The organism is Halomonas sp. YLB-10, from assembly GCF_003856855.1.
Classification (GTDB): Bacteria; Pseudomonadota; Gammaproteobacteria; order Pseudomonadales; family Halomonadaceae; genus Halomonas; species Halomonas litopenaei.
The window spans coordinates 24,852-46,155 of sequence record NZ_RRCU01000007.1 but is presented as its reverse complement, the minus strand read 5'-3'; the positions used below and the strand labels follow the sequence as shown (position 1 = coordinate 46,155).

Sequence of the window (21,304 nt, the reverse complement as noted above, 5' to 3'; positions counted from 1 at the left end):
TCTCTCACCAGCCAGTCTCCCCGTCACGGTGGCCCGGTTCGGGCGTCCCATGGTGCTCGCCGCAAAGCGGTCCATCGAGGCAATTCGAGACGAATTTTCGACCAAAGTCGCGGCTAGGCAGGCGTCTCAGTTTACGTTAACGTCAAGTCAGTGCGTTGGTCCCGCCACGGGCAATCCCCTGGCAAGGGGCGGGAATAAAGACAACACTGCCCTCAAAAGGGGCAAAGGAACAGCACGATGACGACGACCGCACAGACCCACCGCCCGGACTTTCTGTCCGGCGACGAATACAGCATTCCCACCTATGCGGTGCTATCCCAGGACGGCACCCTCCATGACGGCGCCGAAGGGCCGGATCTCGAGCGCGACAAGGCGCTGAGAATCTACCACGCCATGGTGGCCACCCGGGTGCTGGACGAGCGCATGATGGCGGCGCAGCGTCAGGGACGCCTGAGCTTCTACATGCAGTGCACCGGCGAGGAAGCGGCGGTCATCGGCAGCGCCGCCGCCCTGGACGACGCCGACATGATCATGGCTCAGTACCGAGAGCAGGGCGCCTTGGCCTATCGCGGCTTCAGCTTCGACGAGTTCATGAACCAGTTGTTCGGCAATGAACTGGACTACGGCAAGGGCCGGCAGATGCCGATCCACTATGGGTCGCGCAAGCTGCACTACATGACCATTTCATCACCGCTGGCGACTCAGATTCCCCAGGCCACGGGCTATGCCTATGGCCAGAAGCTGGCGGGAGAGGGCCTCTGCACCATCGTCTATTTTGGTGAGGGCGCTGCCTCCGAGGGCGATTTCCACGCGGCGCTCAATATGGCGGCGGTACACGAAGCGCCGGTGATCTTCTTCTGTCGCAACAATGGCTACGCCATTTCCACGCCGTCGGTGGAGCAGTTCGCCGCGGATGGCGTGGCGCCCAGGGCGCTGGGATATCGCATGCACGTGATCCGCGTCGACGGCAACGACGTGCTGGCGGTCTACCGGGCCACCGAAAAGGCACGACGTCTGGCGGTGGAGGAGAACAAGCCCGTACTGATCGAGGCCATGACCTACCGTCTGGCGGCCCACAGCTCTTCCGATGACCCATCGGGCTATCGTTCGCGCAAGGAAGAGGACGCCTGGCGGGCCAAGGACCCGATCCGGCGCATGCAGCTGTGGCTCGAGGCCCAGGGCTGGTGGAGCGAAGACGAGGAAAAGGCGTTGCAGGACGAACTGCGTCGCGAGGTGCTGGAAACCATGAAACGGGCCGAAAAGCGCCCACCTCCGGCGATCGATACCATGGTCACCGACGTCTATGCCGACGTGACGCCTGCGCTGCAGCATCAGCTCGATGCTCTCAAGCAGCATGTTCGTCGCTACCCGGAGGCCTATCCGCGTGGGGCCAGGTCGCTGGACCCGGCGTTGAGCCATCGCGATGCCGACCAGGGAGGGGACTGAGATGCCGACCATCAATATGCTGCAGGCCATCAACCAGGCGCTGGACATCGCCATGGCCGAAGACGACAAGGTGCTGTGCTTCGGTGAGGACGTCGGGGGCTTCGGTGGCGTCTTCCGTGCGACCAGTCACCTTCAGGAAAAGTACGGCAAGGCGCGCTGCTTCAACACGCCATTGGTGGAGCAGGGCATCATCGGCTTCGCCAATGGGCTGGCGGCCCAGGGATCGGTGCCGGTGGCGGAGATCCAGTTCGCCGACTACATCTTTCCGGCCTTCGACCAGATCGTCAACGAGACCGCCAAGTTTCGCTACCGCTCCGGCGATCTGTTCAACGTCGGCGGGTTGACCATCCGCGCGCCCTACGGCGGTGGTATCTCCGGTGGCCTCTATCACTCCCAGTCGCCCGAGGCCTATTTCGCCCACACCCCGGGTCTCAAGATCGTGGTGCCGCGCAATCCCTACGAGGCCAAGGGCCTGTTGCTGGCCGCCATTCGTGACCCAGATCCGGTGCTGTTCTTCGAGCCGAAGCGCCTCTATCGCGCCTCCACCGGCGAGGTCCCGGAAGAGGATTACCAGCTGCCGCTGGGAGAAGCCGAGGTGACCAAGGAAGGAGCCGATATCACGCTGCTGGGCTGGGGGGCTCAGATGGAGGTGATCGATCGGGCGGTGGAGATGGCAGAAAAGGACGGGGTGTCCTGCGAAGTGATCGATCTGCGCAGCATCCTGCCCTGGGACGAGGATACCGTCGCCGAGTCGGTACTGAAGACAGGCCGCCTGGTCATCACCCACGAGGCGCCCCGCACGGGGGGCTTCGCCGGAGAAATCGCCGCTGCCATTCAGGAGCGCTGCTTTCTTTACCTGGAGTCGCCGATCCAACGGGTGACCGGCATCGATACACCTTTTCCGCTGACGCTGGAGAAGGAGTATCTGCCCGACCATCTGAAGATCTACGAGGCCATCAAGACCTCACTCCACTACTGAGACGGCGCCGGGAGCCAAGACATGACAGAGTTCAAGCTGCCTGACATCGGCGAGGGCATCGTCGAGTGTGAGGTGATGGAATGGAAGATTGCCGAGGGTGATACCATCGCCGAAGACCAGCCTGTGGTCGAGGTGATGACGGACAAGGCGCTGGTGGAAATCACCGCCCCGGAAGCCGGCGTCGTTACCAGGCTGCACGTGGCGAAGGGTGAAATGGCGCGAGTCCATGCGCCCTTGTTTGCCTATCGTGGCGAGCCTCAGGGCGGCGATGGGCAGGGCGGAGAGGCCCAGCGTGATGAGGGTCAGACTGAAAGCGAAGACAACACGCCGGTGCAGGCGGAGAGCGCCGCAGAGGCGTCTGTCCAGGAGCCGGCAGAGCCAGTAGAGCCGCCGTCGAGCTCCAGCGAAAAGGGCGGTGCGGGGCGACGGGTAGACTTTATTCTGCCCGATATCGGTGAGGGCATCGTCGAGTGCGAGATCGTCGAATGGCACGTGGCCCAGGGTGACGAGATCAGCGAAGACCAGCGACTGGTCGATGTCATGACCGACAAGGCCATGGTCGAGATCACTGCGCCGGAGGACGGGGTCGTTGCCGAGCTGTATGTGGCCAAGGGCGAGATGGCCAAGGTCCATGCGCCGTTGTTTGCCTATCAGGTTGCGGGTGCCGCCGCTGGTGAAACGCCGGCGGTCGAGGAGGCGTCGCCCCCGACCCCGACCCCAAAGAGTGACTCTCCCGTGCACAAGGCTGCGTCCGAGGGGGGCAAGGGCCCCTACGGGCGCATCCCGGCGAGCCCGGCGGTACGCCGACTGATCCGAGAACACCAGCTGCGACTCGAGGACATTCCCGGTAGCGGTCGCCAGGGCCGCGTGTTGAAGGAAGACGTGCTGAACTTTCTCGATGGCGCTCGACACAGCGGTGCCGCTTGCGCGGCCGATTCCGGGTCCGATTCCGGGGTCGAGTCAGCAGGGGCGGGCTCTCCCGCCGGCACCGATGCAACAGCCCGCGACGAAGGAGAGGTGCGAGTGGAACCGCTGCGCGGGGTCCGGGCGGCCATGGCGCGCCAGATGGTGGCGGCAGCCAGCAGCGTGCCGCACTTCCAGTACGGTGAAGAGATCGACGTCACCGACCTGCTGGCCTTGCGCGGCCGGCTCAAGCCCCAGGCCGAAGCCAGGGACGTCAAGCTCACCCTGATGCCGTTTTTCATCAAGGCGCTGGCGCTGGCGATCGATGAACATCCCCTGGTCAATGCGCGTCTCAATGACGAGGCCACCGAAATCCACTATCCGCCCCACTGCAACGTGGGCATGGCGGTGGACGGCAAGGCCGGCCTGATGGTGCCCAATATCAAGGGCTGTGAGCGCCTGAGCCTGCTTGAGATCGCCGCCGAGGTGCAGCGCCTGACCGAGGCCGCGCGCGAGGGTCGGGTGACTGCCAGCGACCTCAAGGGAGGCACGATCAGTATCTCCAATATCGGTGCCCTCGGCGGGACCTATGCAGCCCCCATCATCAATATCCCCGAGTCGGCGATCGTGGCCATCGGCAAGACCCAGTGGCTGCCGCGCTTCGACGAGGCAGGGCAGGTCGTGCGTCGGGGCATCATGACGGTGACCTGGGCCGGTGATCATCGCTTGCTGGATGGCGGCACCATCGCGCGTTTCTGCAATGCCTGGAAAGGCTATCTCGAGGACCCTGAAAGCATGCTGCTTCACCTGTCCTGAACGGTTGTGACGGCGTGCGCCCGAGGCGCCGCCGTGGCATCGTGTATCGGTGGAGGATACCGCCATGCCCCAGGCCCCGTTGCAGCAGTTCTACATCCCGGAAGATCAGTCGATCTACCTGCTCAGCCAGGACGACGCGCGCAAGCTCAAGGAGTGGGTCGCGCTGTGTCGTACCCAGCTCGAGCAGCTGGGCTATCGGCGCATCGAGCTGGTCGGCAAGGGCGCCTACGGTTTCGTGTTTGCCGGGGTCAGTCCCGACCAGCGCCATCACGTCTTCAAGTTCAGCCGGGTCACGTTGCCGCAGCACCTGCAGGATCGCCTCGAGGAAGAGGCCTTCATGCTCGAGCAGGTGGTGCATCCCCGCGTGCCGGCGCTGGTCGCCTATCAGCGGGTGCGCCACCAGGCGATTCTGGTGATGGAGCGGGCTCCGGGGCTCAATCTGGAAGAGGTATCGCTGCGTCAGGGTCGGCTGTCACCACGGCTGGTGGTGCGTATCGCCACCCAACTGGCCGATATCCTGCGTGAGCTGAGGCGTGAAACCACCCCCGCCGGCGCCCCGAGAAAGCCGGTGGTCCATGGCGACATCAAACCGTCGAATCTGGTGTTTGACGCTCGCGACGAAACGGTGGCGCTGATCGACTGGGGGTCGTCGGTATTTGCACAGCTCGACGCACGGCTGCAGTTCGTCACCGCCAACGTGATGGAGCTTATGTCCGACAATCTGCAGCAGACCAATGCCAGGCTCGGGGACGTCTATTTCATCGGCGAGGACCAGCTTGGGGGCGCGCTGTCATCACCGCGCTTCGACGAGCAGGGCGTCGCCGGGACCCTCTACGCGCTGGCCTCGGCGCAGTCCTGCCGTTTCGGACATCGCGCCATTCCCGCCACCTCGCTGGGTCTGCCGATGGAGTTTGCCAGGACCCTGGACGGGATGCTCGATCCCGACCCCGAGGTGCGATTGAGGGCCGGCGACCACTTCATTGCCGAAATGCCGCGTCTGGGACGGTTGGTGATGCTCGATCTGCCGCGGCCCCAGGAAGTGGCACAGGTGCCGGTGTGGAGCCGCGCGCTGAGTCGCGAGATCGATACCGTGGTGTACAGCTCGCGCAAGGCATTTCTGAGGGAAGAGGGCGTGGAGGAGACGCTCAATGACGTCAACGATGTTCAGCTGGACCGCTACTATCGCAACTTCATGCAGGGCATGGGGGAGACCGAAAAGGCCTTTCTGGCCGCCGTCAGCCGGCTGGGCAAGTACCCGGTGGTCGGAGGACTGGCGGTGCGCTGGGAGGCCGATGGCGTCTATATCGACTCGTCATTGAATCTGCACGATGCAGGGCTCAAGCGAGCCTTCGTGGCGGCGGTCAACAACATGGTGACCCTGGCGCGGGCGATCCATCGGCGGGGCATCTTCAAGAGCTGCCTGTTCAATGCCCGCGATACCCTGCACCTGGAACGGACCAGTCCGGATCACCCCTTCGTGGTCGATCCGTCGCTGAAACTGTCCTATGAGGTCAGCGCGGTGCCGGAACTGGAGGATCGTTCCCGTCTGCACAGCTATTTCGAGGACGGTCCCGACCCTGAGGAATTGCTGATACTGCCGGAGGCGATCATCACCTCGTTGCAGGCGCTCAATGATATCCACCACACCGGCATGATCATCTTCGAGGTGCTGCCGTCGCATCTCAAGATTCACCACCACTATCGGCTGCTCGATCCTTCAAGGGAGCAGGAGTTCCATGACTGTCTCGAGGACATCGTCGATGCGGTGAAGCTGATCGAGGGACTGGGTATCTCCGGCTTTATGAAGATGCCCTACAAGGACACGCGGTTCTTTCCCCACGTGGCACGCCAGCCGGAACGCTACTATCCTCGCGACCCCAGAGCGGCGCTGGCAAGAGCGATGTCCGAGCAGCCGGTCGGGGGGGAGTCAGAAGCGCTGCGAGAAGGTCTGCACCAGGCGCAGCGCTAGTCTCTGTCCGAAAAGTTGACGAGCGAAGGTTAGACAAGGCAAAAATCGGTGAGAAAGCGCAGTTTACGGGGTGTAAATGAGCATTTTAACCGGGCTGGCGCACCAGCCGATTTTTAACGCCGTATTACCGAGCGCAGGCACTTTTCAGGCGAGTCGTCAGGCGCCGAGCCCGCTTTCGCGCAGAAGTTGATCGATGGAGCGCTCTGCACGCTGGCTGCCGGCGCCCTCGTGGGCCAGCTCGGCTTCGAGGACCTCGGCGCCTTCGCTGACCAGACGTTCGATCAGTGCAGCCTTCGACAGGCCGGTCTTTTCGGCCAGGAAATCCAGGCGTGCCTCCAGGTCCCGCGAGAATCTGAGTAGATGGGGCATGGTATTCCTCCGGTGGCAACGCGTACGGCTATCAGATTTATGAAAAGTCTAGGTGTTACGGGTGACAGTCCGGTGACAATCCCGGGCCCTGTCTAGACGGTGCCGCGCCCATCGAGGTTCAGGACCAGGCCCGGTGCACTTCCAAGTGTGCAGCTATCCGTCTGGCGCTGTCGCTCTCCCTTGGGGAGTAGCTCACTGCGCGCCGAGGCGGGAGTGTGGCCCTTCTTTGAGCGCAGGTGAGCGCAGGCCAACTGCCTTGCTCAAGCGTAAGCGCCGTCATGGTGACTCAATCCAGGCCGCGCCGGGCCATCACTTCGGTGATGATCGGTACCGGCGTCATCAGATGGTCACGCATCATGCGCCGGGCCTTGCCGGCGTCCCGACTCAATACCGCCTCGGTCAGTGCCGCATGTTCGTCACGCTTGACCGCCAGGGCCTCGCTGGAAAACACCGTCTCGCGAAGCCACAGGTGACGGTAGCGCTCGACCTGGTCGAACAGGGTGTCGCGCACCTGCATCAGATGAGGCGAGTTGCAACCGGCCACGATGGCACTGTGGTAGGCCTTGTGGCGACTGTCCCAGATATCGAGCAGCTCCTCGGAAGAGCTGACGCTTTCGACCTTGGCCAGGGTGTGCGCGGTAGCGATGATATCGGCTTCCCAGCGATCGTCACCGCGTTGGATGGCCAACTCCAGCATCAGCCCCTCGAGCTGGGCGCGGGCATCGTACAGATCCTCGAGCTCCGCCAGCGACATGGGGGCCACCCGATAACCGCGTTGACTGATGGCAACCACCAGACGGTCGGCAACCAGCTGGGACAGGGCTTCGCGCAGCGGCCCCACGCCCAGGTCGTAGCGTTCTTTCAGCCTTGCCATCAACAGCTTTTCGCCCGGGGCGAAGACGCCACGAATGATGTCCTGCTTGAGCCAGCGGTAAGCGCTGATGGCGAGGTTCTGCTTGGGTGAGTCTTCCATCTCGTGGCCCGTCCATGTATCACCGGGCCATCTTACCGCAATGCCGACAATGTCGATATTCTCCTAAGGCATCGGTCGGCACCCAGTTGTGTCGATGGCAGCAGGTCCGGCTTTTCTATCTGCGGCAACGATGGCTCGAGGCGGGCCCTTTGACCCGCAAGATCGACACGGCTCCAGCCTCGCCTGGTGGTTGTCGGGCAGCTACCGGGCAGATACCGGGCAGCTACCGGGCAGCTACCAGGCATCGTCCGGCGAGGCGAGTCTGGTGGATCAGTCCCGGGTGCGTCGAAGCTCCGTCCAGGCGGCATAGGTACTCAGGAACACGCGGCCGGTCAATTCATCGAGAAAGTCGGAATGCTTCAGCCGGTCCATCACCGGCCCCTTGACCTCGGCCAGGTGTAGGGTGACGCGAGAGTCCTTCAGACGGGCATTGATCGCGTCCAGGCTTTCCAGCGCCGAGGCGTCGATCAGATTCACTGCAGAGCAGATAAGTACCACGTCGCTCAGCTCGGGGCGCTGGGCCACCAGTGTATAGAGGGTGTCTTCGAGATAGCGGGCGTTGGCGAAATAGAGGCTTTCGTCGACCCGGAATAGGGCGAGATGGCTGACGGTCTCGACCTGATGCCGGGTGATCGAGCGGAAGTGCTCACTGCCAGGGATGCGACCGACGATGGCGCTGTGGGGGCGACTGGTACGGTACAGGAAAAGCGCAATCGAGAGACCTACCCCGGCGATGATGCCGGCTTCGACGCCCTCCACCAGCGTCAGCAGCATGGTCACCGCCAGGGCCGAGAAGTCGCTGCGGGAGTAGCGCCAGGTCTGGCGAATCAGCGGGATATCCACCAGCGTCAGTATGGCCACGGTGATGGTGGCGGCGAGGGTGGCGATCGGAAGATGTTCCAGCAGGGGAGTGAGCGCCAGGGTCACCACACCGATACCGATGGCGGCAAACAGACCGGCCATGGGGGTGCGTGCACCAGACTGCTGATTGATCACGGTGCGCGACAGTCCGCCGGTGACTGGCATGCCGGCGGTGACAGCAGCGGCCAGGTTGGCGCCGCCGAGTCCGATCAACTCCTGATTGGGGGAGACGCGCTCGCGGCGCTTTGCGGCCAGCATCTGGGCCATCGAGATGGACTCGACAAAGCCCACCACACTGATCAATAGCGCCGGCACCAGCAGCGCGTGCCACAGGCCCAGCTCGAATGTCGGCAGACCGAAGGCTGGCAGGCCGGCGGGGATCTGCCCCACGGTCGCAACCCCCCTGGAGGCAAGATCCCATCGCCAGCTGATCAGCGTGGTGATGACCACCGCCGCCACGGGACCTGCGCGTACCAGCATGCTGGCAGGCCCCCTGGGCAGGCCCAGTGCCGTCAGAGCGTGTTGCCCATAGCGGCGGGTCGCCCACAGGAAAAGCAGGGTCGAGGCGCCCATCGCCAGGGTCATCAGGTTAGTCTGGTCGAGGTGGGATAGCTGGCTGTAGATCAGTGCCAGGGCGGTATAGCCACCGGCCTCGATGCCCAGCAGGTGAGATAGCTGACTGATGGCGATCAGCAGTCCCGAGGCCGAGAGAAAGCCACCGATGACCGGGTGGCTGAGAAAGTTGGCGAAAAAGCCCAGGCGCAGCATGCCCATGGCGGTCAGCATCAGTCCCGACAGCAGTGCCAGCACCAGCGCCGCCTCGACGTACGCGGCGCTACCGGGAGTGGCCACCTTGGTCAGAGCGGCGCCAGTCATCAGAGCGATGATCGCCACCGGGCCCACCGCCAGCGACCGGCTGGTGCCCAGCATGGCGTAGACCACCGCCGGTAGCAGACTGGCATAGAGTCCGACCACGGCAGGCAGACCCGCCAGAATGGCGTAGGCCAGCGACTGGGGGATCACCATGACGGTGACGATGATACCCGCCAGCAGATCGCCCCCCAGCAGACGCGGCGTATAGTGTGGCAACCAGGCAAGAATCGGAAGGTAACGCTTGATCATGGAAATGCCGACGTCCTAGTCAGGGTATTGGAGGGCCTGGCGCAGGCGCTTGCCGAGAAACCTCTAGCCTAGCCGAAAGCGGTGAGCGAGTAGAGTCTTGTCAGCGCAGACGCCTGGTACGCTGCATGAAATTCAGGTCCAGATGACGTTTCAGGCGGCTGGCCAGTCGTCCGCCCCACCAGGCGTTTCCGTAGAGCGCCAGGGCTTCGCCGTGGCCGAGATTGACGATGGACAAGGCCCGCGCAGGCGGGCGGTAAGAGGTCAGTGACGCCTGCGGGTCCAGCGATGCGATCAGGTTCCGGGCCAGTACGGGGCCCTGACGAACCCCGTGGACGCCCAGCCGTGGCAAGGGATGGTCGATCAGTGCAGCACAGTCTCCGCTGGCAAAGACGCCGTCGGTCCCCTGGACCTCAAGCGACGGGTCGATAGCTATGCCGCGACCATCGATCGTCGGCAGGCCGAACCTCTCGAGTCCTCGCGGAGGACCCAGCCCAGTGGCGTCGACGATGTCGGACGCCGGCAGATGTCGGTCATGGCGGCTGTCGACGACAAGGATTCCGCGACGCTCCAGGGCTGCCAACAGGTAGCGTCGGGCTCGCGCGGGCGCTTCTGGCAAGGGGCCAGAGCCGCGATGTCGCAGGCGAATGGTCAGAGCACCAGCGGTGAGCTGGTGGCGGCGGCCGAGTGCTTCGATGGCGCAGGCGATCTCGACCCCGCTGGCGCCGGCACCGAGAATCTCGACGCTCACCGACTGTCGGCGCTGAAACCGACGCTCGAGGCTGCGCCGCAGCCGGACCAGATGGGGGATGGGCTTGATCTGCCAGTGTGTCTGCTTGTCGCCTGGTAGCGAGGCTGCGCTATCGCTGCTGGCTTCATCATCGCTCGACCGCAACACAGGAGCAGAGCCCAGATTCAGCCCCAGTCGATCAAACGCCAGAGAGGTCCCGTTGGACAGCAGCGCCTGGCGCGCGTCGGTGTTCAGCGCACAAAGACGCGCCCTGACCAGTGCAACCCCTCGCCCATGACAGAGCGTCGCAGGATCGATCCTGTCGGTCGCAGGTGAATGGTCGCCGGCCAGCACGCCGCTGGCCAGGCCCGAATACCAGAAGGCGCCGGGGTCGACCAGGGTGACATCGAAGCGCGACAGCAAGGAGCTCTGATGCAGCAGATGCAGATGGGCGTGGCCTGCCCCGATCAGCAGCAGCCGTGGCTTGCTGCCGATAGCGGTAGGGCGGGATCGCGCGGTGGTCGAGGACATGGGCGGCCGTCATCCTGAAAGCGAGTAGCGATCATCCCGGCTGACATGCGCGAGGTCAAAGACGGTGCGCGCTGGACCTATCCCTATCTTCAGTCCATCGCTACCTCCAAAGGGAGCGCGAGGGGAACATCGGTGGCTTCTAGGCTTCATCTACGGGGCGAGACAGCACTTGATCGAACGTCGCCAGCAGACGCTCCCGTGGGAGCCTTACTCATGCACATCCTGCTCGGGCCGTGCCCTCTCCCGTGGTTGAGGTCACTGCTACTGGTGAGACTCAGGAGACTTGTGCCGACCACCCTTGGCCTGGTGGCCATGGTCGCTTCTGCGATGCTATCGGGTGATGAACTGGACGAGTCGCAGGGTGCTTCACTGACACTGTTGACCTCTTACCACCAGGGGTACCGGTGGAATGACGATGTGGTCAGCAGTGTCGAGGCGCGTTTTCGTCACGAAGCCAGCGCAGACCGACAACTGCTGGTGGAGTATGTCGATGCGCTGCGCCTGGCGCGGCCGCTGGCCCATGAGGCCCTGCTCCAGCGATTGACCGCCAGCACCTTGAATGAAAGCGGCAGTCTGATCATTGCCGATGACCCCGCCATGGCCTTCTATCTGGAGTATCGTGACGAGCTCCCCTGGCCGCGCAAGGTGGTAGCACTGGGACTCAATGATGACCGCTTCAGGGAGCAGGCCCAGGCGCTTGGAGTGAAACTGCTCAAGTCCTACCCGGTCATGGCGCAGTCGCTCAATATGCTGGTGGAAACCTTTGGCTCACCGGTGCCTTTGATGCTGCTGGCCGAAGACTCCGAACACGCCTTCAATGTCGTCGATGACATGGTGGAGGTGATCGGCAGTGTCGCCGATGTGACCCTGGTCGATGTGGTCACTGGCTGGACCCCGGAAGAGGTGATCGAGCGATTATCGCGAAGCCCGCCGGGTACTCGACTGTACATGCAAGGGGGGCAGGACTCCGGTTGGTCCGAAGGGGCGGGAAGTACCGCCCATCGACTGGAAGCGCTGGCCGCCCAGGGCTATCCGGTGTTCTGCCATTTCGAATTCCAGATGGCGATAGGCTGTGCCGGCGGGGCGATTCTCGATGTCGACTTCCTTGCCCACGCCGCCGTGGAACTGGCGCTGACGCCAGCCTTTGACCTGGTACCGGCCAGTTCCTCGGTGATGGCCCAGCGTCACCTGATCGATGCCCGCTGGTACCGTCTGTTCGAGGGCCATGACAACCTCCCGTTCCAGTGGATCGGCGTTCGCGGACGGCTGGAGCAGGTCGCGCGGGAGTATCGTCAGGCGTTGTACGGGGTGTCGGTGGTGGCGGTTGGCTCGCTGCTGGGCGTGGGGGCCTTGCTGGTGGCGCGCAACAGGTCGCGACGTCTTCGTCGCAAGTTGATGGTCGATCAGCGTTTTGGGTTGCCTACCAGGCTGGCGTTGGTAAGCGACTATCGAGGCAGTCGATGCGAGGAGGTGGAGTGGCTGTTTGTGCTGGTCTCACCCGAACTCAGGAGCTATCGCAGGCGCTTTGGCAGCGGCAGTCTGGAGGGTCTTCTGCGGATCAGTATCGATGTCTTCAAGGCGCACCTCCCCAAGGGCTGGCGGCTGTATCTGGGGGGCGAAGAGCAGCTGATCGGCATGGTCCCTGCCCAGGCCCACGGACCCGACGTGGAATCCCAGCTCGATAGCTACCTGGCCTTGGTGGGGCAGTTTCAGCAGCGCGACAGCGCACGGGTCCTGCGCTGGCATGCCAGTGTGGTGGTGGTGCCCGGACACTCCACGGACCTGAGCAACTGTCTGGCTTCGCTGGAAGAGGGGGTGCAGCGGCTGGAAAGCGAAGGTTGGGTACGTCCGGTGCTCAGGGTGACCGCGGCGGGTCCCTATCACGAGACTCAGCTGCGTTGGCTGTGCCGGCAGGTCAGTCTGCTGATCGAGAATCCCGGCAATCAATGGCGTCTGGTGGCCCAACCCAAGATGGCGCCCTCGAGCAGAACCCTGGTCGGTGCCGAGGTGTTGATCCGCTGGTGTCATCCCGACGCGGGCAATATTCCGCCGCCGGAGTTTCTTCCGGTCATTCTGATGCTCGGCCTGGCGGAGCGTTTCGACCGTTGGGTGATCGGCCGCACCCTCGACTGGCTGATGGAACTGCGAGGCGCGGCCTGGCTCGGTACCGTCTCGGTCAATGTCCACCTTTCGACGCTCGTGGCCGATGACTTCCCCGATTTCATGGTGACTGAACTGGCGCGACGTCGGCTGCCTCCACGCTGCCTGGCACTCGAACTGGTGGAGCACGAGCATGTCGATGACGTCGAGCGGGTTCAGCGACAGATGAGGCGGCTCCACGAACGCGGTATTGGCGTCGCCCTGGACGACTTCGGTAGCGGCTACACCGCCTTCAACCTGCTTCAGCGCCTGCCCCTGGCGGCGATCAAGCTGGATTATTCATTACTTCACGCCGCGCGGCGTTTCGATCAGGCGCGTCAGGCTTATGCGGCGCTGGTGGGACTCTGCCATCGCATGGAACTGACGGTGGTGGCGGAAGGCGTCGAGACCGTCGAGGACGCAAGTTGGCTGATCACCCTGGGGGTCCAGGAAGGGCAGGGCTACTTCTTCGCGCCACCGATGGAGCTGGAGGATCTGGTCGCGGTCTATGGCGAGAAGCCAGCGGGCCCGATGCCGACGACGGTACTGCGTCAGGTGGGCACTCGGCGCTGCTGACGCAGGCTCGACCAGGAGTAGAGCGCCAGCGCGATCCAGATCAGCACGAAGGTAGTAAGCTGCTCGACCGCCAGGGGCTCGTTGAACACCCACAACGCAATCAGAAACTGCAGCGTCGGATTGATGTACATCAGAAATCCCAGAGTACCGAGGGTCAGCCGGCGCGCAGCGCCGGCAAAGGCCAGCAGCGGCAGGGCCGTCAGCACCCCGGAGGCCATCAGCAGCGCGGCGCTGTAGGGAGCGGTGAAGAATAGCGCCCCATCGAAGTGGCTGACCGGCAGCTGTTGTATCAGCAGCAGCGCCAGTGGAAGGAGCAGCAGCGTTTCGATGAACAGGCCCGACAGCCCGTCCAGCGCAAGCTGCTTGCGCAGCAGTCCGTAAGTGCCGAAAGACACCGCCAGGCACAGGCTCAGCCAGGGCAAGGTGCCCAACTGGAATAGCTGCAGCACGATGGCACCGAGGGCAAGGCCAATGGCCAGGCGCTGCGTCGGCGCGACGCGTTCCTTGAGCACCACCACGCCCAGCGCCACGTTGACCAGCGGTGTCATGAAATAGCCCAGGCTCGCCTGCAGCACCCGGTGAGTCTCTACCGAGTAGATATAAAGGCCCCAGTTGGCGCCGATGAGCAGAGCGCAGGCGAGCGCCGGCAGCAGTTGCCGAGGTGCCTGGCGAATATTGGCGATGACCGACCAGCGCTTGAGCAGACTGATGACCAGTGCCAGAAACAGGCACGACCAGATGACGCGATGGGCGAGTATCTCGAGTGCACCCACGCCGTCGAACAATGCGAAGAAAAGGGGAAATCCACCCCAGGTGCCATAAGCCAGCAGCGCAAAGGCGACGCCCTGGGCCGAGGGAGTGGAGAGTCCTTTCATGCCGCGAATTCCCGTTCAGAGTTGGTGCCGAAGTTGGTGTCGACGTTGGTATCGATGTTGATAGCGAAGGTTGAGCTGATCGCCGCGTCGCGTCAGGCCGGATGACGGTGGGGTTTTCCGGGGCCTGGGGCATTCGACCGTTGCCACCTGCTGCGACAAGGCGCTGTGTCGTTTAGGCTAGGGGGACGACGTCAATTGATGAGATTACCATGACACAGCTGCGTACGACGCTTGTCCAGTGCAACCTTCACTGGGAAGATCCCGAGTCCAACTGCCGGATGCTGGAGGACAGCCTGGCGGACCTGGGCGCCAACGATACCGACCTGATCGTGCTGCCGGAAATGTTCGCCACCGGGTTCACCATGAACTCACGCGAGATGGCCCAGCCCATGGCGGACAGCAGCGTGGTGGCATGGCTTGTGGATCAGGCTCGCCAACGAGGCTGCGTGGTTACCGGCAGCGTGGCCATCGAGGAGCAGGGCGAGTACTTCAACCGCCTGGTCTGGGCGCGACCGGACGGCGACATCAGCTGGTATGACAAGCGCCATCTCTTCCGCATGGCAGGCGAGCATGAACGCTACGACATGGGTCGTGAGCGCGTGATCGTCGAGCTCAATGGCTTCCGCATCCTGCTGAGCGTCTGCTACGACCTGCGCTTTCCGGTATGGCTGCGTCAACGCCAGAACCCATCGACCCACTTCGAATATGACGCCCTTCTATGTGTTGCCAACTGGCCGGCGCCGAGGCGCCATCCCTGGCGCACACTGCTGCAGGCGCGTGCCATCGAGAACCTGGCCCCGGTGATCGGTGTCAACCGCGTCGGTGAGGACGCCAAGGGCCTCGCCTACTCGGGTGACTCCATGTTGATCGATGCCAAGGGTGAGGCGCTGATCGACGAGGCGCGTGATGAGCCCTTTATCAAGACCGGAGTGCTCGACCGCGACGAATTGGCGGCATTCCGGGAGAAGTTCCCGGCATGGCAGGATGCCGATGCCTTTCAACTCGCCGATGACGAGGCCAACTGATGCGTCTGGACCGCTTTCTCAGCGAGACCACCGACCTGACGCGCAGCCTGGCCAAGCGAGCCTTGGTGCGCGGGGAGGTAACGGTCAACGGCGAGCTTGAAAAGAAGGCTGCGCGACATGTGGCGAGTGATGACGAGGTGCGCTGGGAGGGACGACTTCTTGAGCTGGTTGGACTTCGTTACATCATGCTGCACAAGCCCGTCGGGGTGGAGTGCACGGCCAGACGGGGACTCTACACGCGGGCGGTTGACCTGATCGATCTGCCCAAGGCCGAGCGTCTGCAGCCGGTAGGGCGGCTGGACGTCGACACCACTGGCTTGCTGTTGTTGAGCGACGATGGCCAGTGGTCCCACCGCATCACCTCGCCTCGCCATCGCAGCGCCAAGGTATACCAGGCCCTGCTGGCACGGGACCTGGACAACCCTGACGAGGCCGTCGCACGTTTTGCCGAGGGCATCATGCTGGAGGGCGAGGAGACCCCGACGCGTCCCGCTACCCTGACCTGTCACGGGCCGAGGGAGGTCGAACTCGCCATCGTCGAAGGGCGTTATCATCAGGTCCGTCGCATGTTCGCCGCCATCGGCAACCATGTCGAAACGCTGCATCGCCACACGATCGGACCCTTGACACTGGATGCGTCACTCGAACCCGGCCAATGGCGCGAATTGACAGCCGAGGAACGCGAGCTGTTTTAACAGCGCTGGTTTGGATTGCAGCAGCGGGCGCTGGTGTGACAGCGCTGGTTTGGATCGCAGCAGCGGGCGCTGGATTGACTGCGCGGGGCCGGGCGCTGTAGCGAGAGCGCTTCAGGCCCCTCCAGGCGGCTTCCCCGGCCGGCTAGTCGTTCTCGTGAGGCGTGGCGAGTGCGATGCGAGCCCGCCCTGCGTGCTTGGCCCGATATAGGGCGCTGTCTGCCATCGCCAGCAGGCAGCTCGGATCGTCGCTGGTGGCCGGGAAGCTGGCGATGCCGCAGGATACCGATACCGTACCCAGGCTCTGGCCCTCGTGGCGGAAGCTCGCGCTGGCCAGGGCGTGGCACATGCGCTGCATGCGATGGTGAGCGTCGTCGGCCTCGGCGCCGGGCAGCAGCACGACGAACTCCTCTCCACCAAAGCGACAGACCACGTCGATGTCACGAAAGCTGTTGGCCAGCATTCTGCCAACCCCTTCAAGCACCGTGTCACCCGCCGCATGACCATAGCGGTCATTGAATTTCTTGAAGTGGTCGATGTCCAGGATGACCACCGCCAAGGGGCTCTTCTTGCGCAACGAAATAGCCGTCTCGTGGGCAAAAAGCTCATCGAAGTAGCGACGATTGTGCAGTCCGGTCAGATCATCGCGATAGGATAGCGCCGATAGTTCTTCCTGCAGGGCGATGCTCGACAATACCAGGGCCAGGCGGCTGACGCCGAGTTCGATGAAGCTGCGGGTGCGATCCCAGTACTGCGGGCGCTTGACCAGTGGCCCGTCGGGCACGACGCAGATCACGCCCAGTCGGCGGTGCTGGCGATCCGGGCCGGTCAAGTCCAACGGAAAGATCCAGTGAGGCAGGTTGTCGGCAGGGGAAGGTGCCGAAGGGTCCGAGGGCGGCCTCCTGGTGGAGATCGTGAGCAGGTCGTCCAGGGCGGGCAGGCTTTCTTCCGTGCGCGTTCGAAGCGGCGGAATCGCGGTGGTGTCCAGCCAAGCCGGGGGGCGATAGGTGGTGGGCCAGAACAGTTCCAGCGTCATGTTGTCCGGCTGATCCTGAGGCCGGTAGAAGGCGCCCTGCATCGGTTCCAGTATCTCCGGCATGGCCCGCTGGGTCAGGCATAGCGCTTCCTCGAGGCTGGTGCATGCCTGCAGCGTGTCGATCAGACTGGCCAGTCGCTGGGTCTTGTGGTGTTCGGTGGCCAGCACCAGGGCACGTTGTCTCTCCTGTTCTGCGAGGCTTTCCAGTTGCCGGGTACGCTCGGCCACCTCTTGCTCGAGGTGATCGTTGAGTCGCTGCAACTGGCGTTGGGAGCGAGCATAGTGGCGCGTGGAGATGACGATCATGGCGACGATGAAGGCCAGGGCACCAAGATGCACCGGTACACTGATCCAGCCCACCAGGCCGTGGGCCACCAGCATGTCGGTGATGGCGATGGCAGCAAAGATGGCGTAGCTCGCGACGATCAGGCGTTGGTCGCTGTCGAACTCTCGTCGATAGCGAAACAGCCAGCGTGCCATATAGGCCAGCGCCCCGAGCAGTATCAGGTCGAACAAGGGAAAGGTCGGAGGAAGCGATACCACGTCCAGCATCGCCAGCGCCGGGGCGATGATGGCGTAGGCCAGCAAGCCTAGCCACAGACGTCGCATGCCCTGTCGCGGGATCTGCGGAAACCAGTGCTCGAGGATCAGCGCCATGGCCACCGGCAAAGAAAAATAGGCGATGGCGGCGACATAGTCCCACGCCAGGGGCGCGAACACGATCAGTTGGCTGGCGTCGCTCTCGGCCAGCACCATGAGTCCGACCGCCAGCGAGAAGAGCCCGAGGCTACCCAGCCGCCAGCGTTCGGGCTGGGTCAGGATCAACACGAGCGCCAGGGCTGCGACGATCAGGCAGGCAAGCGCGATCACTAGTTCGCCCTTGGTGGCCTCGAGAATCGAGGGCAGTATCCGTGACTGTTCCATGATCACGACCTTGCCCCAAAGCCCGATGTCCTTGTAGGACGACTTCAGGCGCAGGTACAGGGTCTTGCCCTGGGTGGGCGAGGGCAGCTCGATGGCGTGCCAGGTCCAGCCGGCGAAGGCCCCGGCGTCCGGTCCTTCGAGCTGACCGTGGCGATAGACGTGTTGCCCATCGACGTAGGCTTCGGCCACCAAGTTGAGGCTTGAGACGAACAGCGCCGGCTGAAGCCAGTCACCGGCGGGCAACTCCCGACGCAGCCAGAGGCTGTCGCGACCGTCACGACCCGGGGGATTGCCGATGCCCTCCAGGGACTTCCATTCCCCTTCAGCGGCGGTGAGCCACTCAAGCTCTCCGTCAGGAGTGCGGGGCGAGTCCCCCCAACGATATTGCCAGTCATCATTCAACGCGAGCTCGCCAGCCAGTACCTGACTGCCGGGCAGCCAGAGCAGGGCGAGTACAAGAAGCGTGATGCAGCGGAACATGGCGAGACCTATGGACGGTAACCCGGCCAGTATAGAACGAGGTGGCAATAACAACATTCGACGGCATAGTCGAAAGAATAAACGTTTGGGGCCTGGACGGCCCCAGTACCGGCATGAACCGCCATGGAGCGCATTTGGCGGCAACCGCGCACAGATGCCATGCCTTCTACCGCCCCCCTGTCGGGACACCTCCTGTCAGCCTTGCTTCATCCCTGGGGCTCAAGCCCCGCCGCCTTGACCAGAGCCCTGGTGTAGGGATCGGCCGGCCGGGAAAGTACGTCCATGCAGGCCCCCTGTTCGATCAGGCGGCCTTCCTTCAGCACCATCACCCTGTGGGCCATGGCGCGCACCACCGCCAGGTCGTGGCTGATGAACAGATAGCTCAGTCCGCGCCGTGCCTGGAGGTCCCTGAGCAGGGCGATCAGTTGTTTCTGCACTGTCCTGTCCAGTGCCGAGGTCGGTTCATCGAGTACGATCAGGCGCGGCTCGAGGATGATCGCTCGGGCCACCGCGATGCGTTGGCGCTGGCCGCCGGAGAACTCGTGGGGATAGCGTTGGGCGACGTGTTCCGGGAGCTCCACCTCACGCAAGGTCGCACGGACCCGAGCGCTGACTTCCTGCTCGGAAAGCTCAGGCTGATGATAGCGAAGTCCCTCGCTGATGATATCCGCCACCGGCATTCGCGGAGAGAGAGAGCCATAGGGGTCCTGGAACACGATCTGCAGATTTCTGCGCTGCTGGCGCAGCGCCTTGCCCGATAGCTGATCCAGCCTGGCGCCGGCGAAGTCGATGACTCCCTTGGCCTGGTTCAGGCGCAGCAGAGCGGAGGCCAGGGTGGTCTTGCCGGATCCCGATTCGCCGACCACGCCCAGGGTCTCGCCGGCGGCGATGTGCAAGTCCAGCGGAGCCAGCGCCTCGAAGCCAGGCTGGCGACGCTGGAACAGGCGTCGGCGTCGTTCGAAGGTGACGCTTAGCTGGCGGGCCTCGATCAGGGTCGGGGCATCGCCACAGGGGGCCGGGACACCTTCCGGCTCGGCGTCCAGCAATTCCCGCGCGTGGGCGCTCTGGGGCGATTGGAAGACCCGCTCGACGGTCCCGGTTTCCTGGCGCTCGCCATGACGCATGACACACACACGGTCGGCGTGCCGACGCACCAGATTCAGGTCGTGGGTGATGAACAGCATGCCCATGCCGTGGTGATCACGCAGCTCGGCCAGCAGGGCGAGTACCTCCTGCTGTACGGTCACGTCCAGGGCGGTGGTGGGTTCATCGGCCACCAGCAGCTCAGGCTGGTTGGCGATGGCCATGGCGATCATTACCCGCTGACGCTGCCCGCCGGACAGCTGGTGGGGCCAGGCATCGAGCAGTTCCTCGGCTCGCGGCAGTTTTACCTGTTCCAGCAGTTCGCGGCAGCGGTGGCGAGCCCCACGGCCTCGCAGGCCCTGATGCAGGCGCAGGGTCTCCGCCAGCTGTCGTCCGATGGTGTGCAGCGGATTGAGCGAGGTCATCGGCTCCTGAAACACGAAACCGACGCGGTTGCCGAGCAGCCCCTGCCATTTGCGCGGCGTCAGCCGCGACAGGTCGGTGTCGCCGAGCCATCTACCGCCTTTGATTGTGGCGTTGGGCGGCAGCAGGTTGAGCGCGCCAAGCGCGGTGACTGACTTGCCGGACCCCGACTCACCCACCAGCGCCAGGGTCTCTCCGCGCCTGACGTCCAGCGACAGTTCCTTGACCACGGTGGTGTCGCCGAAACCGATCGACAGCCGATCCAGCGACAGCAGGGTGTCATTGTTCATGCGCGGGGCTTCCTTGCGGTGTCGTGTTGCCGCTGGCGCTTTGGACGTGGCGCGGATCGAAGGCGTCGCGGATCCCCTCGCCGATGAACACCAGCAGCGACAGCATGACCGCCAGGGTCATGAAGGCGGTAATCCCAAGCCATGGCGCCTGGAGGTTGTTCTTGCCCTGGGCCACCAGCTCGCCCAGGGAAGGCGAACCTGGCGGCAGCCCGAAACCGAGAAAATCCAGCGCCGTGAGGGTGGTGATGGCGCCGGTGAAGAGGAAGGGTATGAAGGTCAGGGTCGCCACCATGGCGTTGGGCAGCACATGGCGCCACATGATCAGATGCGACGGCAGCCCCATGGCCTTGGCGGCCCGTACATACTCCAGATTGCGCGCACGCAGAAACTCGGCACGCACGATATCCACCAGTCCGAGCCAGGAAAACAGCAGCATGATCCCGAGCAGCCACCACAGATTGGGTTCCACCAGGCTGGCCAGGATGATCAGCAGGAACAGCACCGGCAACCCCGACCATATCTCGGTCAGGCGCTGGCCGATCAGGTCGACCTTGCCGCCGAAATAGCCCTGCACCCCACCGGCCAGCACCCCCAGCACCAGCGACCCGGCGGTCAGCACCAGAGCAAAGATCACCGACAGGCGAAAGCCGTAGATCACCCGCGCCAGCACGTCACGACCCTGGTCATCGGTACCCAGCCAGTGGCGGCCATCCGGGGGTGACGGCGCAGGGTGGTCGAGATACTCGTCCAGGGTGTCGTAGGAGAACGGAATCGGCGCCCACAGCATCCAGCCATCCGACTCGATGGCGTTGCGGGTAAAGTCATCGTGATAGTCCGCCGCGGTCGGCAGAAAGCCGTCGAAGACGGTATCCGGATAGTCGACCAGCATCGGGAAGTACCATTGCTGCTGATACTGCACCAGCAGCGGCTTGTCATTGGCGATGAGTTCGGCCCCGAGGCTGAGCAAGAACAGTAGGCCGAAGGCCCACAGTGACCACCAGGCACGGCGCTGGTGGCGAAAGACGGCGAGGCGACGGCGGGTGATGGGAGAAAGGCTAGGCACGA

The 21,304-nt window shown here is 63.8% G+C and carries 15 protein-coding genes and 1 pseudogene; 8 read left to right on the top strand and 8 right to left on the bottom strand.

Going from position 1 to position 21,304, the window contains the following annotated elements; translation table 11 throughout:
- The first annotated feature begins 237 nt into the window (after positions 1-237).
- From EBB56_RS15830 to EBB56_RS15815, 5 genes and pseudogenes are all read left to right on the top strand, one after another.
- Entirely contained in the window at positions 238-1,446 is a 1,209-nt protein-coding gene (locus EBB56_RS15830; protein WP_045993738.1) for a thiamine pyrophosphate-dependent dehydrogenase E1 component subunit alpha, read from the top strand.
- A 1-nt stretch (position 1,447) separates the two neighbouring features.
- Positions 1,448-2,425: an alpha-ketoacid dehydrogenase subunit beta gene (locus EBB56_RS15825; RefSeq protein WP_045993737.1), complete on the top strand. Its 978-nt coding sequence runs from the start codon at positions 1,448-1,450 to the stop codon at positions 2,423-2,425.
- 21 nt (positions 2,426-2,446) lie between these two features.
- Positions 2,447-2,653, top strand: a pseudogene (locus EBB56_RS22420) (biotin/lipoyl-containing protein); the annotation flags it as partial.
- A 210-nt stretch (positions 2,654-2,863) separates the two neighbouring features.
- Complete coding sequence (locus tag EBB56_RS15820; RefSeq protein ID WP_409360216.1) at positions 2,864-4,144, top strand: 2-oxo acid dehydrogenase subunit E2; 1,281 nt, start codon at positions 2,864-2,866, stop codon at positions 4,142-4,144.
- Between the two features lie 64 nt (positions 4,145-4,208).
- Positions 4,209-6,113, top strand: a complete 1,905-nt coding sequence (locus EBB56_RS15815) for a protein kinase domain-containing protein (RefSeq protein ID WP_124804785.1) — start codon at positions 4,209-4,211, stop codon at positions 6,111-6,113.
- A gap of 156 nt (positions 6,114-6,269) precedes the next feature.
- On the opposite strand, the gene EBB56_RS15810 is transcribed toward EBB56_RS15815, so the two are convergent.
- The 4 genes from EBB56_RS15810 to EBB56_RS15795 all read right to left on the bottom strand — a co-directional run bounded on the left by EBB56_RS15810 (position 6,270) and on the right by EBB56_RS15795 (position 10,696).
- Positions 6,270-6,482 carry a ribbon-helix-helix protein, CopG family gene (locus EBB56_RS15810; protein WP_045993734.1) on the bottom strand — a complete coding sequence of 71 codons (213 nt, stop codon included), beginning with the start codon at positions 6,480-6,482 and terminating at the stop codon, positions 6,270-6,272.
- Positions 6,483-6,768: 286 nt separating this feature from the next.
- A complete protein-coding gene (gene csiR, locus EBB56_RS15805; protein ID WP_108449393.1) occupies positions 6,769-7,455 on the bottom strand; it encodes a DNA-binding transcriptional regulator CsiR in 687 nt (228 codons plus the stop codon).
- 270 nt (positions 7,456-7,725) lie between these two features.
- Positions 7,726-9,438: a SulP family inorganic anion transporter gene (locus tag EBB56_RS15800; RefSeq protein WP_045993732.1), complete on the bottom strand. Its 1,713-nt coding sequence runs from the start codon at positions 9,436-9,438 to the stop codon at positions 7,726-7,728.
- A 100-nt stretch (positions 9,439-9,538) separates the two neighbouring features.
- On the bottom strand, positions 9,539-10,696 hold the full coding sequence (locus EBB56_RS15795) for an NAD(P)/FAD-dependent oxidoreductase (RefSeq protein WP_124804784.1): 1,158 nt from the start codon (positions 10,694-10,696) through the stop codon (positions 9,539-9,541).
- A 285-nt stretch (positions 10,697-10,981) separates the two neighbouring features.
- Here EBB56_RS15795 and EBB56_RS15790 point away from each other — a divergent pair, with 285 nt between their 5' ends.
- A complete protein-coding gene (locus EBB56_RS15790) occupies positions 10,982-13,411 on the top strand; it encodes an EAL domain-containing protein (protein ID WP_124804783.1) in 2,430 nt (809 codons plus the stop codon).
- Here EBB56_RS15790 and rarD read toward each other — a convergent pair.
- Complete coding sequence (rarD, locus tag EBB56_RS15785) at positions 13,387-14,286, bottom strand: EamA family transporter RarD (RefSeq protein ID WP_045993729.1); 900 nt, start codon at positions 14,284-14,286, stop codon at positions 13,387-13,389. The genes EBB56_RS15790 and rarD overlap by 25 nt on opposite strands.
- Positions 14,287-14,495: 209 nt before the next feature.
- On the opposite strand from rarD, the gene EBB56_RS15780 reads away from it, so the two are divergent.
- Positions 14,496-15,311, top strand: a complete 816-nt coding sequence (locus EBB56_RS15780) for an amidohydrolase (RefSeq protein WP_045993728.1) — start codon at positions 14,496-14,498, stop codon at positions 15,309-15,311.
- A complete protein-coding gene (locus tag EBB56_RS15775) occupies positions 15,311-16,006 on the top strand; it encodes a pseudouridine synthase (RefSeq protein WP_124804782.1) in 696 nt (231 codons plus the stop codon). The genes EBB56_RS15780 and EBB56_RS15775 overlap by 1 nt, the downstream gene beginning before the upstream one ends.
- A 142-nt stretch (positions 16,007-16,148) precedes the next feature.
- Here EBB56_RS15775 and EBB56_RS15770 read toward each other — a convergent pair whose 3' ends face one another.
- The 3 genes from EBB56_RS15770 to EBB56_RS15760 all read right to left on the bottom strand — a co-directional run bounded on the left by EBB56_RS15770 (position 16,149) and on the right by EBB56_RS15760 (position 21,302).
- Positions 16,149-18,443, bottom strand: a complete 2,295-nt coding sequence (locus tag EBB56_RS15770; protein ID WP_162816497.1) for a GGDEF domain-containing protein — start codon at positions 18,441-18,443, stop codon at positions 16,149-16,151.
- 206 nt (positions 18,444-18,649) lie between these two features.
- On the bottom strand, positions 18,650-20,239 hold the full coding sequence (locus EBB56_RS15765; protein ID WP_124804781.1) for an ABC transporter ATP-binding protein: 1,590 nt from the start codon (positions 20,237-20,239) through the stop codon (positions 18,650-18,652).
- Entirely contained in the window at positions 20,229-21,302 is a 1,074-nt protein-coding gene (locus tag EBB56_RS15760) for an ABC transporter permease (RefSeq protein WP_253028636.1), read from the bottom strand. Before EBB56_RS15760 ends, EBB56_RS15765 begins: the two co-directional genes overlap by 11 nt.
- Between the last annotated feature and the right edge of the window lie 2 nt (positions 21,303-21,304).

Bases quoted from the DNA above. Each gene is read 5' to 3' on its own strand.
- EBB56_RS15830 (WP_045993738.1), top strand. From the start codon at position 238: ATGACGACGACCGCACAGACCCACCGCCCGGACTTTCTGTCCGGCGAC.
- EBB56_RS15825 (WP_045993737.1), top strand. From the start codon at position 1,448: ATGCCGACCATCAATATGCTGCAGGCCATCAACCAGGCGCTGGACATC.
- EBB56_RS15815 (WP_124804785.1), top strand. From the start codon at position 4,209: ATGCCCCAGGCCCCGTTGCAGCAGTTCTACATCCCGGAAGATCAGTCG.
- EBB56_RS15810 (WP_045993734.1), bottom strand. From the start codon at position 6,482: ATGCCCCATCTACTCAGATTCTCGCGGGACCTGGAGGCACGCCTGGAT.
- csiR (WP_108449393.1), bottom strand. From the start codon at position 7,455: ATGGAAGACTCACCCAAGCAGAACCTCGCCATCAGCGCTTACCGCTGG.
- EBB56_RS15800 (WP_045993732.1), bottom strand. From the start codon at position 9,438: ATGATCAAGCGTTACCTTCCGATTCTTGCCTGGTTGCCACACTATACG.
- EBB56_RS15795 (WP_124804784.1), bottom strand. From the start codon at position 10,696: ATGTCCTCGACCACCGCGCGATCCCGCCCTACCGCTATCGGCAGCAAG.
- rarD (WP_045993729.1), bottom strand. From the start codon at position 14,286: ATGAAAGGACTCTCCACTCCCTCGGCCCAGGGCGTCGCCTTTGCGCTG.
- EBB56_RS15780 (WP_045993728.1), top strand. From the start codon at position 14,496: ATGACACAGCTGCGTACGACGCTTGTCCAGTGCAACCTTCACTGGGAA.
- EBB56_RS15775 (WP_124804782.1), top strand. From the start codon at position 15,311: ATGCGTCTGGACCGCTTTCTCAGCGAGACCACCGACCTGACGCGCAGC.
- EBB56_RS15770 (WP_162816497.1), bottom strand. From the start codon at position 18,443: ATGTTCCGCTGCATCACGCTTCTTGTACTCGCCCTGCTCTGGCTGCCC.
- EBB56_RS15765 (WP_124804781.1), bottom strand. From the start codon at position 20,239: ATGAACAATGACACCCTGCTGTCGCTGGATCGGCTGTCGATCGGTTTC.